This window comes from Streptosporangium sp. NPDC003464, assembly GCF_053588315.1.
Genome location: NZ_JBSFPS010000059.1, coordinates 1 through 17411, shown reverse-complemented (window position 1 = coordinate 17411; position 17411 = coordinate 1). Strand labels below are relative to the sequence as shown.

Below are 17411 nucleotides of genomic sequence, written 5' to 3'. Positions count from 1 at the left end.
AGTCACAACAGCAGGCAGGCGATGGTCACGGCCGATCGATAATGCGCGGCGAGCTCGTCGTAACGGGTCGCAATGCCTTTGAAGTGCTTGAGCCAGGGTCCCGGCATAGTGGGCATTTGTCCATCATGTGAGGCTGAGGATGGCCAGGGTGCGGGCGATGTCACGGGAGACCGCAGATAAACGGACCGCTGTCATGCGCGAGCGGGTGCCCGAATCGTCGTCGCGAAGGGGCCGCGGCTACGCGGCGGAGGCGGTCCGCGCCTTGGCCACCTGGTCCTTCACCGGATTGGGAGTGCAGCGCCTGGAGTGGCGAGCGGAAGCAGGGAATACGGCCTCCAGGGCCGTGGCAATGAAGGTCGGCTCTGCCATGGAGGGGGTCCTGCGTGCGGCGCAGACCAGCGACAACTCGTTGAGGGACACCTGGATCGGCGCTCTCCTGCCCTCCGACCTCGGTCTGCCCTTCGCTGTCCCCCACCACGCCGCGCAGGTAAACGCTCCGGCTTGACAAGTCCAGGCCAGACTGGGGGTGTCGGGCCCGAGGTTGCCTAGGCAGGCAGGCACGACCTTCGGGACCATGAGGTTGTCCACGCCTTACGATCACCCGAGAAGACCATGCCTGCCCCCTCATCATCGCCGACCAGTGCTGCCCTTGGCCAAGTGGCCGAGCACGGACCGGTGGCCGCCTCCGCAGCTGCCGTGCTCGCCGGCGCACGTCGCTGAAGGCCGGCGGCGGCCCCGGCAGCAAGGAGCAAGAGAGTGAGGTCCTGCTGCGAGCCGCCTGCCTGCAGGCCCCAAGGCGGCCCGCACCCCGCGGGTCGCGGCAGAACCGCGGATCGACGCTCAGACGGCCGACGACCGGCGCTGAACGCGGTCGGCGTCCTCAACACGGTTCTGGGCCTGGTAAAGCCGTAGCGCCTGACACCACGCGCTACGGGCCTGTTGCCGGTCACCGATCGCGGCGTGGACGTCTCCGAGATGTTCCAGGGTATTGGCTTCGTCGAAGGCGTTGCCGATCTCCTGGAGCAACCTGAGAGCTTCGTTGTAGTAGCTCAGGGCCTGGCCGTACTGACCTGTGCGGTGGGCGATGTATCCCAGACTGTCGAGCGTGTTGGCTTCTCCGTCGCGGTGCTGGTGACGACGGAACAGAGCCAGGGCGGCTTCGCAGTGGGCGAGACCTTCGGTGTGCAGCCCGAGCCTGCTCGCGTACCAGCCCATGTCGTTGAGCGCGTCGGCTGTCCGCACATGGTCGTCGAGGGCCCGGTAGCGGTGCAGAGCCTGAGTGGTGTGCTCCAGAGCCTGCCGCAAATCCTCCCGCTGCGCCCAGGACATCGCCATGCCTTGATGGATCTGGGCCTGGGCGGCGAGGTCCCCGGTGCGCTGGGCGAGGGTCAGCCCTTGCTGGAAGTGATCCATGGCCAGGCCATGCCGGCCCAGCCGGACGCAGGCGTGGCCGAGGATCCGGTGAGCCAGCACCTGGGCCTCGGGATCGCCGAGATGGCGAGCGGCTTCCAGCCCCGTCAGCCAGTCGTCGAACTGGTCCTGTATGGTTCCGCGCCGGAAGTGGAAGGTGTCCAGGCTCCAGGCAAGCTGCCACACCGCTTCGTGCCAGTTCTGCTCCGCGGCGAGCTGTCGGACGGCCAGCAGACAGGCGTGTTCGTCGGTGAACCACGTCCAGGCGGCGGTGTGGTCGGCCGGCGGCCCCTGCCACCATCCAGGAGCGGGGGCGCCGAGCTTGATCGGTGCGCGATGCGGCGCGAGAAGCCGCTCGGCGGCGTAGGCGGTGTGCAGGTGGAAATCGACCAACCGTCGAAGCGCGGTCTGCCGAGCGGTCTCGGACTGGTCCTCGCGGGCTTGTTCGGCGGCGTAGCGGCGGACCAGGTCGTGCATGCGCCACCGGCACGGAGTGTGCTGATGGATCAGGGACATCCCTTCCAGCTCTCGCAGCGGTCCGCGTACTCGGGCGGGAGGCAGGCCGGTCAGGGCGGCGATGGCGCCGAGGCCGATGTCCGGGCCCGGCGCCAGGCCCAGCAGTCCGAATACCTCGGAGGCCCGCACGGAAAGGCCGAGGTAGGAGGTGGTGAACACGGCACGCAGGTTCGTCCGCAGATCCCCGGTGTCCCACACGTCCAGCCGGCCGGTGACGTCCTGTAGTTCGACGGCGAGTGCGGCCAGCGGCAACTGCGGGCTGAGCACGGCACGGGCGGCGAGGACGGCCAGAGCCAGCGGTAGACCCGCGCAACAGGCCAGCAGGTAGGCCACGGCTTCCGGTTCCGCCGCCAACCGCTCGGCGCCGAGTTGGTGGAGGAGCAACTGGTGGGCCTCGGCGTCGTCGAGTGCGTCCAGAGCTACCGGCCGGGTGCCGTTGGCCGCGGTCATGCCGGCCAGCTGATGGCGACTGGTCACCACGACCGTACAGGTGGGGCTGCCGGGTAACAGGGGGGCGGCCTGGTCGGCGTCGCGGACGTTGTCCAGCACGATCAGCATCCGCCGTCCGGCCACCAGACTGCGGTAAAGGCCCACCTGCGCGTCCAGGTCTGTCGGCATCCCCATGGGACCGACGCCGAGTGCCTCCAGGAAGCCGCGCACAGCGGTGGCCGGGGACAGCGGCTGCTCGATCGGATCGAAGCCCCGCAGATTGGCGAACAACTGTCCGTCGGGGAAGCGGTCGATGTTCTCGTGCGCCCAGCGCAGGGCCAGCCACGTCTTCCCGATGCCCCCGATCCCACCGACGGCGGAGATCACCACCGTGCCCCCTGGCCGGCCGGATTCGTCCAATGCTCTGCTGAGCTGCCCGAGTTCGGCTCTTCGGCCGGTGAACCGGGCCGGCGGGGCCGGCAACTGACGCGGCACGATGCCAGGCGGCCCGGACGGTGTGGCCGGTGTGGAGGCAGGCGGTGTCGTCGTGGGGTCGGCGGTCAGGATTCGGCGGTGCAAGTCCTGCAGTGACGGGCCGGGGTCGGCGCCGAGTTCCTCGACCAGGTGCAGCCGGATTCGCTGGTAGTGCTGCAGGGCCTCGGCCGACCGGCCGCTGCGGTACAGGGCGAGCATGAGCTGACCGGCCAGTCGCTCGTCCAGCGGATGGCGTGCCGCCCGTACCGTCAACGCGGGCACCAATTCGGCATGCCGCCCTGAACGGAGGTGGGCGTCGGTGAGGTCGAGTTCGGCGGCATGCCGCTGTTGGACCAGCCCTTCGCGCAGCGTGTTCAGCCAGGGGGTGTCCAGGTTGGCGAGGGCGTCCCCGCGCCACAGGGTGAGCGCCTGCTCCAGCAGATGTCGGGCGTGGGCGTCGTCGGCGCCTCGGGCTTCTCCAACCCAGCGCTGGAACCTGTGCATATCGACCGTCATGGGATCGACGCTGATCGCATAACCGCCGCTCTGCCGTGCGATCCGTGCGCCGTCGACCGCCGCCAGCATCCGCCGCAGGCGGGACAGGTAGCTGTAGAGCGTGTCGCGACCATGCCGAGGCGGGTGGTGGCCCCACACCCGCTCCAGGAGCTGATCGATCGACACGCGCCTGCCGGCCTCGACCAGCAGTACCGCCAGTACGCACCGCTGGCGGTGATGCCCGAGTTCGACGCGCCGGCCGTCCACGTGAACCTCCAGGTCACCCAGGAGTCGGAACTCCACCGGCACGCCACACCCCCATCTCTCGATCACCCGTGTGTAACGGTTGCGGTCTGCGGATTCAAGGTTATTGGCAAGGATTGTCCAGGGTCGGCCGCGCATCGTCGTCTACGGACCGGGACGCGGTCGTCGTCGGATCCACTCCCCGGACCGAGGTGGCCGACTGTTGCCAACGAAGGAGATCCCATGAAGCGCACATTGCTACGCCTGGCGGCCGCCGTGCTGTTCGCCGTGTCCGCCACGGCCGGTGGGGTGGTCGTCGCGTCGTCCGCGGCGGCCGATCAGGCCCACTGCTGCTGATGAACACGCAGTGAAGAGAAGTGCCTTTGAGCGGGAAGCGCAGCGGGCGCCGAAGGTCCTGCCGGCGCCCCGTCAAAGGCACTTTTCACGGTCAGGGGCGGGGGCCGGCGGCCGCGGGAGCACAGAGGCCGCCGACTGCCATGATGGGCCGTTCACGAGTACGGCCGAGCTGCGCGGATCCGAGGGGTCGATGATCGCTTCCCGGCCGCGTCATGATCGTTTCCCAGCGCTTACGCTCCGGGTGCGACCGTCGCTCCGTCCGCGTCGGCCTGGGCGGGCTCGACCGGCTCCGCTTGTTTGTCCTCCCTGGGGCCGTCTTGGATCTGCCACACCGATGGAACGAACAGGGCGGTTACGGTGATGAGAGTGGCCAGGACTGCGCCGGCCGCGAGGACGGTGCCACTGCCGAATACCTGCGCCGCTGGTCCGGCGAGGCCCATGCCCAGGGGTGCCGCCGCGAGCGAGCCCAGCGTGACGACGGAGCTGGCCCTGGCGATGAGGTGCTCGGGGACGTGGCGCTGGATGGCGGAGGTCTGTAGAACGTTGTAGATCACCAGCTCCAAGCCGGCCAGGAAAGCGGCCGCCATCAGTAGCCAGAGGGCGGCGGGTACAGCCAGGAGGGCCGGCAGTGGCGTTATCAGCAGAAACACTGCCAAAGTCGCACCCACGGGACGGGAGGGCTTCCAGCGAGCAGCGACGAAGCCGCCGGTGAGCCCTCCAAGGGCGTACGCGATGCCGATGGCGGACCAGGCCGGCGCTCCACCGAGATGCTCGTCTGCCACATACGGGCCGAGTACCAGGAACGGCGCGACCACGATCAGGTTGGTCAACGCCACATGGATGACCGACGTCAACAGCCATGATCGCCTGGTGACTTCCGCGAGGCCTCCCTTGATGCCGGCCAGCAGCCCTGTGCTCGCTGCCGGTCGCTGCACGGCTAGCGCACGAGGAAGGCGAGAGAGAAAAGCCGCACTCACCAGGAATGTGGCCGCATCGATCAGAATCGCCCACCCAGGGCCTACGGTTGCCACCAGCGCTCCGGCCACGCTGAGCGCCAGCATCGAGGTGATGCTGCGCGACATCGACAACAACGAGTTGGCTTCCTGCACCCGCTCCCTGCCTGCGAGCGAGACCACCAGACCGACAGAGGCGGGGTTGAAGAGAGCGGATCCCATGCCCGCGATGAGTTGCAGGACCACGATCATCCAGATGCGGGCCGTCCCGCTGAGAAGAAGTGCCGCGGTGGCTCCCTGCGCGAGGAAGCGCATCAGGTCGGCGACCAGCATGACGTTGCGCCGGGAGAAGCGGTCGCCGAGGGCGCCGCCGAGGAGGCTCAGCGCGATGATGGGGATCCGGGTGCTCAGGACGACAATGCCGAGGTCGGCGGGTGATCCGGTGAGATGCAGGACAGCGAACGCGATCGCCAAGGGAGTCAGTGCGTCCCCGAACGTCGAGGCGGTATGTCCGAAGTAGTAGCGGCGGAAGTCCCTGACGGTCAGGGGGGCGATCGCCTCTCGGATCGGTCTCACAGGCCACCACCGCTGTTCATAGCGGTGAGCGGGACTGAACCGCGGGGACCGGAGGCGATATCGGCCCATCGGAGCCTCAGGCATGGGCAACTTAAATGCAATGAGCCAAGGTCACGCAAGAGGGCACCTCTCTGGACGGAATGCACTGATCCGAGCTCACGTCCGACGCCGGGGAGCTGCAGGCGCTCGGCGGTGATCGACTTTTGTGGTCAGGTCACCCTGGCAGAGTCGACTGACATTTCCGCAAGGGGTTCGCGGCCCACCTGAGAGGGTCCCGGCAGTAATCGCCGAAAACCCAACGGATATCGCTGACCAGCGTCGATGTGGAGCACCCAGGCGAGGTCAGCGGCGTCCCCGGCCCGGCCTGCCGCATCTACCCATCGGCACACCAGCCCTGCGTTGCCCTCCCATCAGAGCAGGACAAGGGCACATTCGTTGGATTTTCCGCTCTACCGACACCCCAGCTCGATACTCGCCGAGCACCCCTCCGATGAGCACCAGACGCCCTTCAGGACGTAGCAGGCCAATCCACCGGCGTACGGCTCTTCTTTTGCAGAAGGGAGTCTTTAGTCCATTGTAAATGATCTTGAGCACCGACCGGGCGCCTTTACAATGTAGATCAATAACTCTGGGACATCACCGTTCATGCGACCAGACGCTTGAAGCCCGCCCACGGAAACCAACGACATGTCGGCACACCGTGTCCCTACCGAGGTCCCTACCGAGCGACCGGGGACACCACCGTCCACACTACCGGGCGCTCCCCCAAGCACCTCTCGAACCGAGGCCCTCGACGCCCCTCCCCCACCGAGGCCGATACCAGGACCGCCACCCTGCGGGCATCGGCACGGCGACTCCCCTGACTGCCGGTCCCCTGGCCGCCGGCCGCGGCCGACCGCTTTCCCCACGCCCAATGCGCCGGGGTCAACCTCGAAGGGCACGCTGCGCCAAGCGCAACTTCACCGGCATCGGTGCCGAGCGCTGTCACATGCATCACCCGGGTGCGGCGGACGACGACACGGACGGGTAGCCGGCGAAGGCCGCTCCACCGCATGTGGCGGACCAGGACGTCGGTGATGGTCTCCAGCGCGGTCCGGATCGCCGGGTGCTCCCCCGCCGGTCAGCGCCGGGGTGGGAGTGTCCATCTCCTCGAAGCGAGGCATGGTGAAGCCCTCGGGGTGCTTGCCTGATCCTCCACATCACGCTGGACAGCGCGGAGGCGATGTGCGCCCTGCAGGCGGAGGGCTGGAAGGTCGAGCCGCAGGACCAGGTCGATCTGGCGCCAGCTGCCTGAACCCTGGTACCGGATCGGCTCCGAGCGGTAGTGGCATCCGGCCTGGGTGGTCGAAGTCGTCTGCCGCGGCTTCGACCACCCAGGCTTCTGGTCACGGTCGGGTCCGGGCCTGTGTCCGGGCGCCCGGGTATGCGCGGACCCGCGCCGTGGGCTATTCCTCCCGGGCCGAACGGAGTACCCGGCGCACGGCGCCACGCAGCCACTGATGGGCCCCGTCGGCGGTGTGGCGCGGGTGCCAGGCCATGCCGATCGTCAGTGGTGGCAGCGGCAGCGGGATTTCCAGCAGGCGTAGTCCCAGCGCGTGCGCCGCGTCGCTGAGTGGTGAAGGGGGCTCGCCCGGCAGCGCGGTCGGCACCAGGCAGACCACGTCGCCGACTGCGGCCAGCGCCATCGCCGCCAGATGTCCGGGCAGAACGGCGCTGACCCGCCGGCTGAGCCCTTGCTCGGCCAAGACCGCGTCCAGCGGGCCGGTGAAGCGTCCCCGGCGGCTGACCGCCACATGCTCGGCCGCGGCCAGCCTGGCGGGCGTCAGGGTTCCTTCGGCGAGCGGGTGCCCGGCCCTGACGCCGGCCGCCATCCGCAGCGTGACCAGCTCTTCGACCCGGGTCTCCGGGTCGACGTGGTCGATGGCCCCGATCTCCAGATCGATCCGGCCCTCGCGCAGCGCGGGGCCCGCCTCCCACTCCTCGGCCAGCACCCGCAGCGAGACGCCCGGTGCCCGGCGCCGGGCCAGCCCGAGCAGACCCGGCGCCAGCCCCGCGCCGACCAGGTCCGAGGCCTGGACGGTGAAGGCGCGCCGCAGCGCGGCGGGGTCGATCCCGCCGCTCGGGGTGAGCAATGCCTCCAGCCGGCGCACCACCGCGGCGGCCTCGTCCCGCAGCGTCTCGGCGCGGGGTGTGGGCACCATCGCCTGTCCTGCCCGCACCAGCAGTGGGTCCTGGAGCACTCGGCGCAGCCGGGCCAGGGTGCGGCTCATCGCCGCGGGTGACGTGTTCAGCCGCGCGGCGGCACGGGTGACGCTCTGCTCGGCCAGCAGTGCGTCGAGGGCGACGGCGAGGTTGGCGTCGAGGTTCGCGGCTGGGCTGCTCACGGGCATCATTCCATTTCGGGCAATAATTGCATGCTGAAGTTCCCATTGTGGCAATGCGGGCCGGATCTGCACGATGAAGGGGCTGTACCGATCCGACACAGACCGCGAGGTTTTTCATGATTGTCATCACCGCCCCCACCGGGAACATCGGCCGGCGGCTGCTGTCTCTGCTGGTCGAGGCCGCACCCGCACGCGGAGAGGAGTTGCGCGTCGTGGTCCGCGATCCCGCCCGGCTCCCCGAGGCCGTGCGCGGACGGGTCGAGGTGGTCACCGGCTCGCACGGCGACGCCGCGACCGTCGAGCGCGCCTTCACCGGGGCCGACGCCGTTTTCTGGCTGGTGCCGCCGGACGCCTCGGCCACACCTGAGGAGGCGTTCAGCGGCTTCACCCGCCCGGCCGCGCGGGCGTTCGCCGCCCACGGCGTCGGCCATGTCGTCGGCATCTCGGCGCTCGGCCGCGGCACCCCGCAGGCCGCCCAGGCCGGGCTGGTCACCGCCTCCCTGGCTATGGACGACCTGATCGCCGGCTCCGACGTCGCCTACCGCGCCCTGGCCAGCCCGTCCTTCTTCGAGAACCTGCTGGAGGAGGCCGACTCGATCCGCGAGAACGGCGTCTTCACCGACACCGTCGCCGCGGACCGTCCGGCCCCGCTGGTGGCCGTCGTCGACATCGCCGCGACGGCGGCCGGGCTGCTGCTGGACCGCTCCTGGACCGGCGTCGGCAGTGTTCCGGTGCTCGGCCCGCAGGACCTGTCGCCCAACGACCTGGCCCGCATCATGACCGAGGAGCTGGGCCGTCCGGTCCGCTACCAGCGCCAGCCGCTCGACGAACTGCGGTCCACCCTGCTCGGCTACGGCCTCAACGAGGCGTTCGTCGAGGGCGTCGTCGACATGAAGCGCGCCAAGGACCAGGGCCTGGACTCGGGCGTCGACCGCTCGCCGCAGGCGGGCCCGGCCACCGGATTCGCGCAGTGGTGCGCGCAGACTCTCAAGCCCGCCGTCCTCGCCACACCGGAGACAGTCGATGCCCACTGACCGGACCGAGCCACCGGTCACCGCGTTCATGCTGGTCAAGACCACGCCCGAGTGGCTCGCGATGACCGTGGCCGAACGCGTCCAGGCCTTCACCACCCAAGTCGTCCCGGTGATCCAGGCCCGCACCCGCGGCGTCCGCTCCCGCTTCTACGACACGGAGTTCTACTCGGCGCGGGTCACCGACGTCTGGGTCTGGGAGGCGGACGACCACGACGCCTACCGGCTGCTGATCGACGCTCTGCGCGAAACCCCCTTCTGGGACCGCTACTTCGACGTCGTGGACCTGCTCGTGGGCACCGAGAACGGCTACGCCCGCACCTACGACCTGGAGCCGGTGGCCGCCCTCGCCACCTGACGCTCCTCCCCGACCGGCCGCTGCGGCCCGCGCAACTGCGTGACCTGGGGCTGACGCCCTGACAGGCCCTGTGCCGCTACAGGGAGGAGACGTGGGCGGTAGTGGCCCACGCACGGCGCGGACCACTACCGGGCTCAGGGCTGGGTCTGTGTGAGCAGGAAGATAGGTGTTGGACCGCCCACGTATATACGTGAGTCAACGCTCACGACTTTAGGTGTGGGCGGGTTTGATGGCTCCGAACCACCGCTGCAGGGCTGCCCGGAGTGTTTCGATCTCCGTGGGATCGGGTCGGGGCGATGCAGATGCCCAGGCCACATAGCCGTCCGGTCGAAGGAGCAGGGCGGTGGGTGTGGGGATGCGGGAGCGCGCCGTGACGATATCGACCTGGTCGTGCCGCAGGGCGAGTGTCTCTGCCAGCGATGCCTCTTCGGTCAGGTCGAGCAGCAGAGGGCGTGCGTTTCTGGTCAGCTCGGCCAGCCGGACCGGTCCGGTCGGGGTATGGAGGTTCATGTCGGGGGCGAACCGACCGGTCAGCGGGTGCGCCTCGTCTTCGCCCATGTCGTAGCGGACGTCGGCGCCGGTGAGAAGGCCGGCGAGGCACTGTACGGTGCTTTGGTCGCCGAGCAACTCGGTGAACACCTTGCGCAGTCCGGTCACATCGCTACCGGGGGCTATCAAGGCAGATTGCGCCTGCGCGTTCAGCACCATGCGCTGGGCGGCCGATCGCCGCTCTGTCTCGTAGGTGTCCAGCAGCCGGGGCGGGGCACTTCCCCGGATCTCGGCGGCGAGTTTCCAGCCGAGATTGACCGCGTCCTGCAGGCCGAGGTTGAGCCCTGGACCGCCTCCTGTGGCGGAATACACGTGCGCGGCGTCACCGATCAGGAACACCCGGCCGTCGGCGAACCGTTCAGCGATTCGGGTGTTGCCGCCGGTCAGCCGACGCAGCACGTGCGGCCCCGCGCCGTCGGGCGGATCGAGCGGCACGTCGACGCCGAGCACACGGCGGATGCTCGCTCGCAGCTCCTCCAGGCTCATGGGAGCGTCGGTCGCGGGCCTGTCCCACTCGGTGGTACTGATCAGCGGTGGGTTGCCAGGCAGCGGCGCGTAGGAGAACCCGCCGTGTTCGGTGCGGTGGGGCAGGAACGGAAAAACGGCGCCATGGCCGGGCACGTTCAGTGCACCGGTCGCGGGATCAACCCATTCCGCAGGGACCGTCGCATGCGCTGAGCAGACGGTCATCCGGTCATAGGTGATGCCGGGGAATGTGATGCCGGAGACCTTGCGCGTGGTGCTGTGAGCTCCATCCGCGCCGATGAGGTACCGGGCCCGCAACTGGTAGGCCTCGCCCGGACTCGCGACGTCGATGGTCACCGCGTCATCGTCCTGCGACAGGCCGACGACCTCGTGTCCCCGGCGGATCTCCACGCCCAGTTCGATAGCGCGCTCCTGCAGGACCTGCACGATGCGTCGCTGCGGCACCGGCAGAGCATAGACGGGACTGTCCTGCAGCAGGCTCAGGTCCAGGCCCATCGCGCCGAACATGAAGTATCCGGAGTTCGGCTGCGGAGGTTGTGGGCTACCGCTGAGACGTTCGTGCAGTCCCCGGTGGTCGAGCATTTTCACGACTTGGCCGAGCAATCCGTTCGCCTTCGGTTCTTCGCTGGGCTCGATCAGCCGTTCCAGCACGACTGGCCGGACCCCTGCCAGGCTCAGTTCGCAGGCCAGCATCAGCCCGTTCGGGCCGCCGCCGGCGATGACGACATCTGTGATCACGTTTCTCCTCGGTCTGTACGGAATGGGCGGGACGGGTGGAGCGCTGAGGCGCAGTGTCGTGGGCGGTGCCGGTGCGGCCCGCTTCGAGCTGCGGATTTGAGACGTGGTCAGCCGCTGTAGTACTCGGCGAGGGTGGTGAAGGCGGCCTTGGGTTCCCAGGGCATGTCGGGATAGGTGGCTCCGAGCCGGTCCTCGTAGACCTTGACGATGCCGTAACTGGCCAGGTCCAGGTCGTCGCGGGGATCGCCGTCAGGCCGGTGCACATGGTCGTACAGCGCGAAGGTGAACACGAACGTGCTGTCGACGCCGCCGGCGTCGAATGCCTCCAGCAGCTCACGCACATAGGTGGCCTGACCGACCTCGTCCCGGGCATAGTCACCGTTCAACCGGACAGGCCCGTCCTCGTCGTACTCGACGATCTCCAGGCCGAGAGCGCCCCGCTCGCCGGCGCCCTGGTAGCCGGCTGCGCCGAACTCGGTGATCGCGACCGGCTTTCCCTGCGCGACCAGGCCACGGACGCCGTCGGCGAAACGGTCGGCGATCTCGGCCGACCGATAGAGATCCATGGACACGATGTCGAAGAGTGCCCAGTCGACCCGCTCAAGCGGCACGGAAGCGTAGGTCGTCCTGCCACCGAAGCGCCCGCGGACCAGTTGCACAGCCGCGCCGAGGAAGTCGTTGACACGTGCGCTTACCTCGCCGATCTGCTCCCGCACGCGATCTGGCCGGCTCAGCAACGCGACCCGCTCATCGATGCTGTCACCGGGCAGGAACCCAGGATTCATCAGGCTCAGCTCGGCGCCGACGACGAACACCACCTCAGCTCCACGCCGCCTCAACCGCTCCGCGCGTTCGGCGCAGTCCGCGAACAACGACAGCATCTCCTCGGCGGTCAGTTCGATGGGATAGGGGGAGAACCAGACCTCCAGGCCCAGATCGGCGGCGTGCGCCGCCGCCAGCTCAATCCGTTCCGGATCACCGCCCATGACACGGACCGCGGTGCAGTGCAGGTCATCGCGGATGATGCGCAGCTCGCGCTCGACCACGTCCGGGTCGAAGCGCTTGCGGGAGTTCGCTCCGTTCTTGACGAAGCCGGTGTCGTAGCTGATCCCTTTGGCCCTCATCGTTCTGGTCCTTCCTGACGGGGGTGAGGACGCCAGGTTAGGCACAAATATGCGTGTGCGCAAATTTGCGTGCACGCATATAGGCTATGCTGAGACGGTGACGACGAGACGGACGGGGCTGCGCGAGCAGAAGAAGCAGGCCACCCGAGAGGCATTGCGCGCGGCGGCCCTGCGGCTGGCCCTTGAGCGTGGACCGGACAACGTGCGCGTCGATGACATCGCCGAGGCCGCCGGCGTCTCACCGAGGACGTACAACAACTACTTCTCCAGCCGCGAACAGGCGATCGTCGCCGCCGTCACCAGCGAACGAGAGGCACGGGTCGCGGCGGCGGTGGCCGACCGGCCCGACGGCGTCGGCCTCGCCGACGCCGTCATCGAGGCCATCGTGGATCAGTACACCGCTTCGGACGCGCCCGGCCGGGAAGCGCTACTGCTGATCACCACCCGCCCGGCGCTGCGCGACGCATTCATTGACACCACCACCGCGATCGAACATCCCCTCACCGAGGCCATCGCCGAGCGTCTCGGCGACGGCGACCCGCATACCGCACGGGTGCTCGCGGCGAGCGTGGCCGCCGCAGTCCGCGTGGCGCTCGAGCAGTGGCTGCAGACGACTGCCTCGTCCTCCACGGCCAGCGGGCTCGTCGTGCCGTCCGGCTCGCTACCGGACCTCCTGCACACCACGCTCGCACCCCTCAAACCCGCACTCGACGCCGCAGAGCAACGAGCACTCCGCCACCGGCATCAGTGAACTCCCGCCTCAAGAAACGGCGCCCCGGCATCTGCCGGTGAATTGTCGCCGGCGCGTAGGAACCCGCCGGACACCACCAACCAGACCGCCTCCGCTCTGGGCGACCACAACGCCGGATGCGGCGTAAGCCCGCCCGGCGCGGTGACCGCGCCATCCCGGCCGCCCGGCTGGACAAGCTGTTCACCGACCCCGCGCACGCCCTGCGGGAACGGGTGCCGTGGAGGCTCCTGTACGACACGGCGGCCCGCGCCGAGGAAATCCTCAGCCTCAACGTCGAGGACCTCGACCTGGAATTCCGCCGCGCCCGGGTCGTCTCCAAGGGCGGCGCCATCGAGTACGTGCACTGGGCCACCGCCACCGTCCGGCTGCTGCCCCGCCTGCTGGCCGGCCGCCATGCCGGGCCGGTGTTCCTGGCCGACCGGCGCGCCCCCACTTCCGGATCTCGCGCGCCCCGCGCGGTGACATCTGCCCGATCACCGGGCGGGGGCGGCTGTCCTACCCGCGCGCCGAGTACCTGTTCAAAACCGCCTCCGCCGACCTGGACCCGCACCGGCATGGATGGACGTTGCACCAACTCCGGCACAGCGCGCTGCAGCATCTCGCGCAGGCCGGACGGACCGCCCCGGAGTTGCAGGCCAAGAGCCGCCACCAGCACCTGTCCAGCCTCGGCCGGTACGTCCGCCTGGGCGAGGAGACCTCCGCACGCATCACCGCCGAAGCCGACCCCGCCCAGCGCCGCCGTCCCCGCTGACCTCCACCCCACGCGCTGGAACGAACGTGGTCAGGAGGACTCCCGCACCAACAGCACCCGATCACCGTCAGCGTCAGGCTCGACGCGGTACCCGGCCTTGCGCAGCACCGTCCGGATGACCTCAGCATCCCTGTCCCGCGCCGTCCACAACGGGCGACCGCCCGCGCCGTACCCGGACTCCGGCTTGTCGTCGCTCATGGTCAACACCGTAAGTGAATCGAGACCTAGACATAGGAGTCCGTATCAATCCAGGCCAGAGGCTACTTCGTTGGAAATTTCCTCTTTGCTACCGGGACCCCGGGAGGTGGGACGGACAGCGGGAGTCAGTCGAATGTGACGGTCGACTCGCCCGGGCCGGTCTCATAAATGACCCCTTTCCGGGAGGAAAATCAGCAGCGGTCGCCGGGGACGGCCGGACCACCCGATCCGTTCTCAGAACCCGTTCTCACTCGAACGGTGGCGGACCCCTGTTCCGGCAATGGTCTGTGAGAAGCCGCGGGGCATGACGGACCCGCAGCACACCTCCGGTAGCAGCGCTGGCCAGCCCTGGCGGCCCGGCACCCCGCCGCCGGCCGTACCCGAGACCGGCGCCCTGGGCGCGGACTCCGCATCGGGTACGCCCGGTGCAGCCATCTCACCCAGGAGCTGCAGCCGCAGCTTGACACGCTCAGCGCGCACGGCATCCCCCGCGACAAGATCTCCTCTGAGAAGATCAGCACCCGCATCGGGTCCGTCCTCGGTTCGAGGCCACCCTCGCCCGCCCGGCAGATCAAGGGCCACGCCCCGCACTGCCGCGTGCTGTTCACCGTCCACGCAACGAAGCGGCTGGGACGCGACGCCGCCGAGCTCACCGCGCTGGCGGACCACCTCCAGCGAGCGGAACTACCGCCATGAGATGGGCGGCGCGCCGGGGACCTCGCCGAAGCTCTGCACGCCTGTCGCGCCACCGTCGTCATCTCCGGATACGGCAGCCCGCTGTACGACGAGGGCTGTACCGCGGCTGGCACGATCGGCGGCGCCGCGGCCCAGCCGCTCCGTCTCGTAAACGGTGAAGATGACGCGGCAGCGCGGGGGCCTGGGCCTTGATCTGCCGGGCGAGCGAGCGCAGCCTCGAACTGGGGCCGTACGTGCACCCGAGCGCTGAACTTCTCGGAGAACACTTTGTCGCGCGGGATGCCGTGCCCGGCTCGGCCCGGCAGCGGGGCAGCGGAAGTGGGGGCCCGTTCCCGAAGTGCACCCGTTACTGAAACGGGCACTGAGCTGGCACTGAGCTGGCCGGCTCAGTGGTCCTGCTGGTGTTCGGGGATCAGAGTGAGGAGGCTTTCGTAAGCTGTGTCGCCGAACATCTCCTTGAGGTGCATGGCCGTCTCGTCGTCAGCCTGGCTCATGCGGATGAACATGGCCTGCTCGTATTCGGCGAGGCCGGCCTCGACGTCGTCAAGGTGGGCGGCGAGGGCCTTGCCGAGTTCGGCGCCGTCGTACATGGCCAGGTTGGCCCCCTCGCCGTTGGGGGCCAGCAGGTGGGCGGCGTCGCCGACCAGGGTCACCCCGGGCGTCCGGCCCCACCGGTGCCCGTCGGGCAGGGCGTAGTGCGGACGCAGGACCGGCGGGGTGTCGGTGTCGCTGATCAGCGCGGTGAGCTCGGGCGCCCAGCCGTCGAACTCCGCCGCGACGCGGGTGGCGGCCGCGGGCGGATCGGAGAAGTCGATGCCGTCGAACCACTCCAGCGGCCTGGTGAGCTCCACATAGGCGTGCAAGGTGTCGCCGTGTTCGCGGTGAGCAGTGATCGCCTTCCCCGACGCATGGGCGAACATCGAACCGCCGCCGACCGCCTTCGCGACGGCCGGGTGCCGCGTGTCGTCGTCGAACAGGTAGGTCTCGACGAATGACGTGCCGACGTACTCGGGCACCGCCTCCGACAGCAGCGGGCGGACCCGCGACCAGGCGCCGTCCGCGCCGACCAACAGACTCGTGGTGACGCTGCTGCCGTCGGCGAAGATCACCTCGTGGCGGCCGCTGCCGAGGCTCCGGGCGCCGGTGACCTTGCGGTCCCACCGGACGGTGCCCTCCGGGAGCGCGTCCAGCAGTATCCGCCGCAGGTCAGCGCGCTGCGCCTCCGGACGGCCGCCCATGCCGTTGTCGGCTTTCTCGAACAGGACGGCGCCGTCCGACCCCAGAGCGCGTATAGCCTGGCGGCCCTCCAGAACGATGGCGCGGAACTCCTCCATCAGACCGGCCGCCTCAAGGGCGAGCTGCCCGTTGTAGTCGTGGATGTCGAGCATCCCACCCTGCGTCCGTGCCTCCGGTGATGCCTCCGCCTCGTAGACCTCGGCCGGGATGCCGTGGACGTGCAGGACGCGGGCCAGAGTGAGTCCGCCGAGCCCGGCGCCGATGATCGTGACGGGGTTCATGATGGCTCCTTCGTGCCAAGGCCGACGAGGCCGGCACTTATGGTGCACTGTTCCATGTTGGAACACTATACCAACTTGGTTCAGTGCTCCAAGGTGGCAGAATGCATACATGGCAACGCGAGCGCGCCGGACACAGCGGCGCAGACAGGTGCTCTCCCGCGAGCAGATCATCGATACCGCCATCGAGCTGCTCGACGCGGGCGGCGCGGGCGGGTTGACCGTCCGGGCGCTGACCGAGCGCCTGGCCACCGGGTCCGGGGCGATCTACTACCACGTGGGCACTCGGGACGAGCTGCTGGACACCGCGACCGAAACCGTCATCGCCGCCGCCCTGGCCACCGAGCCCGCTCGGGCTCCGGCCACGCCCGAGGACGAGATCCGCGTCGTCGCCCTGGGCCTGTTCGACGCGATCGCCGAACACCAGTGGCTCGCCACGCGGCTGGCCGTCCAACTCACCCGAAACCCGTGGGGTCCGGTGACCGTGGGGATCTTCGAGAAGATCGGCCGGCAGGTGCGTGCCTTGGGCGTGCCGCAAGCCGTCTGGTTCGTCGCGGCCTCAACGCTCGTGCACTACATCCTCGGCGCCGTCAGCCAGACCCGCATCGACGGGTACACCTCAGGCGTCGAGACCGACGAGGAGCGCGAGAAGTTCCTGGAGGCAGCGTCGATGGCGTGGCAGGAACTCGACCCCGCCGACTACCCGTTCATGCACGCCATCAGCGGCCAGATGCGCGAGCACGATGATCGCGAGCAGTTCCTCGCCGGCATCGCCCTCATCCTCGACGGCATTACCAACCTCCGCTGACCCCGCCGAACTCGATGGTCAGGGGGGCGTCATGTCCGCCCAACATTGACCGGGCACGTCACAACAAGATCAACACCGGTTGGGGCTCATGGCGCGTTTCTTACCGGCACCCTCTTAACGACAGGCCGACTCGTCAAGGTCATTCTCAGCGCCAACGGCTGTACCGATGTTCACATGGGCCCGACTGGAGGGCCCGTAGGGGTCCTGGCAGCAGCGGCACAGAAAACAACGGATGTGCAGGTCAGCGGTCTCTCTTCGGGCGGGGCGACCATGGACGACGGCCCGTTGAGGACCGTGCCTGCCGACGCCTCCGGAATGGACGAGCGGGGCTCGGCCACGTCTGCTGGGCGGCAACATGGCCACCCCGAGGCCGCGGCGTCCCCGCCTGGCGGCGTGGGCCACCGGCGAGACGGCGACGGGGCCGGACCGCCCCCGTCGCCGTCGTCACCCGGTCAGCGGGCATCCCGGGCGGATGCGCGGTCAGCGGCACAGCCTGGTCAGCCGCGTCGCGATATTGACGCCCGCTTGCTTGGTGGCGCCACTCCACATGCCGTCCGTCACGCTGTAGAT

At 69.1% G+C, this 17411-nt stretch carries 13 protein-coding genes and 2 pseudogenes; 8 read left to right on the top strand and 7 right to left on the bottom strand.

The genetic code is table 11. The annotated features are described in order from the left end of the window. Positions 1-139: 139 nt before the first annotated feature. Positions 140-349: pseudogene (locus tag ACWDS7_RS15815) on the top strand (GNAT family N-acetyltransferase); the annotation flags it as partial. Further along, positions 350-505, top strand: a complete 156-nt coding sequence (locus ACWDS7_RS15810; protein ID WP_451929898.1) for a hypothetical protein — start codon at positions 350-352, stop codon at positions 503-505. Between the two features lie 335 nt (positions 506-840). Here the strand turns inward: ACWDS7_RS15810 and ACWDS7_RS15805 are convergent, their stop codons facing one another. The 3 genes from ACWDS7_RS15805 to ACWDS7_RS15795 all read right to left on the bottom strand — a co-directional run bounded on the left by ACWDS7_RS15805 (position 841) and on the right by ACWDS7_RS15795 (position 7837). Then, positions 841-3633: a BTAD domain-containing putative transcriptional regulator gene (locus ACWDS7_RS15805; RefSeq protein WP_451929874.1), complete on the bottom strand. Its 2793-nt coding sequence runs from the start codon at positions 3631-3633 to the stop codon at positions 841-843. A 521-nt stretch (positions 3634-4154) separates the two neighbouring features. Beyond that, positions 4155-5522 carry an MFS transporter gene (locus tag ACWDS7_RS15800; protein ID WP_451929873.1) on the bottom strand — a complete coding sequence of 456 codons (1368 nt, stop codon included), beginning with the start codon at positions 5520-5522 and terminating at the stop codon, positions 4155-4157. 1376 nt (positions 5523-6898) lie between these two features. Beyond that, positions 6899-7837, bottom strand: coding sequence for a LysR family transcriptional regulator (locus ACWDS7_RS15795; RefSeq protein ID WP_451929872.1), 939 nt, complete (start codon positions 7835-7837; stop codon positions 6899-6901). Between the two features lie 116 nt (positions 7838-7953). On the opposite strand from ACWDS7_RS15795, the gene ACWDS7_RS15790 reads away from it, so the two are divergent. Continuing rightward, entirely contained in the window at positions 7954-8871 is a 918-nt protein-coding gene (locus ACWDS7_RS15790; protein WP_451929871.1) for an NAD(P)H-binding protein, read from the top strand. Then, positions 8861-9226, top strand: coding sequence for a darcynin family protein (locus ACWDS7_RS15785; protein ID WP_451929870.1), 366 nt, complete (start codon positions 8861-8863; stop codon positions 9224-9226). Before ACWDS7_RS15790 ends, ACWDS7_RS15785 begins: the two co-directional genes overlap by 11 nt. A gap of 210 nt (positions 9227-9436) precedes the next feature. Here the strand turns inward: ACWDS7_RS15785 and ACWDS7_RS15780 are convergent, their stop codons facing one another. Both ACWDS7_RS15780 and ACWDS7_RS15775 read right to left on the bottom strand, forming a co-directional pair. Next, complete coding sequence (locus tag ACWDS7_RS15780) at positions 9437-10999, bottom strand: FAD-dependent oxidoreductase (protein ID WP_451929869.1); 1563 nt, start codon at positions 10997-10999, stop codon at positions 9437-9439. A gap of 107 nt (positions 11000-11106) precedes the next feature. Further along, complete coding sequence (locus tag ACWDS7_RS15775; protein WP_451929868.1) at positions 11107-12123, bottom strand: hypothetical protein; 1017 nt, start codon at positions 12121-12123, stop codon at positions 11107-11109. A gap of 97 nt (positions 12124-12220) precedes the next feature. Here ACWDS7_RS15775 and ACWDS7_RS15770 point away from each other — a divergent pair, with 97 nt between their 5' ends. The 3 genes and pseudogenes from ACWDS7_RS15770 (at position 12221) to ACWDS7_RS15760 (ending at position 13625) form a co-directional block, all read left to right on the top strand. Next, positions 12221-12874 (top strand): TetR/AcrR family transcriptional regulator, encoded by a 654-nt coding sequence (locus ACWDS7_RS15770; RefSeq protein ID WP_451929867.1) that lies wholly within the window; start codon positions 12221-12223, stop codon positions 12872-12874. A gap of 116 nt (positions 12875-12990) precedes the next feature. Then, positions 12991-13278, top strand: a pseudogene (locus tag ACWDS7_RS15765) (tyrosine-type recombinase/integrase); the annotation flags it as partial. Positions 13279-13439: 161 nt separating this feature from the next. Further along, positions 13440-13625: a hypothetical protein gene (locus ACWDS7_RS15760; protein ID WP_451929897.1), complete on the top strand. Its 186-nt coding sequence runs from the start codon at positions 13440-13442 to the stop codon at positions 13623-13625. Between the two features lie 30 nt (positions 13626-13655). Here the strand turns inward: ACWDS7_RS15760 and ACWDS7_RS15755 are convergent, their stop codons facing one another. Both ACWDS7_RS15755 and ACWDS7_RS15750 read right to left on the bottom strand, forming a co-directional pair. After that, positions 13656-13823, bottom strand: a complete 168-nt coding sequence (locus ACWDS7_RS15755) for a hypothetical protein (protein ID WP_451929896.1) — start codon at positions 13821-13823, stop codon at positions 13656-13658. A 1082-nt stretch (positions 13824-14905) separates the two neighbouring features. After that, on the bottom strand, positions 14906-16036 hold the full coding sequence (locus ACWDS7_RS15750; RefSeq protein WP_451929866.1) for an FAD-dependent oxidoreductase: 1131 nt from the start codon (positions 16034-16036) through the stop codon (positions 14906-14908). Between the two features lie 109 nt (positions 16037-16145). Between ACWDS7_RS15750 and ACWDS7_RS15745 the strand changes: the two genes are divergently transcribed. After that, entirely contained in the window at positions 16146-16841 is a 696-nt protein-coding gene (locus tag ACWDS7_RS15745; protein ID WP_451929865.1) for a TetR/AcrR family transcriptional regulator, read from the top strand. Positions 16842-17411 lie beyond the last annotated feature (570 nt).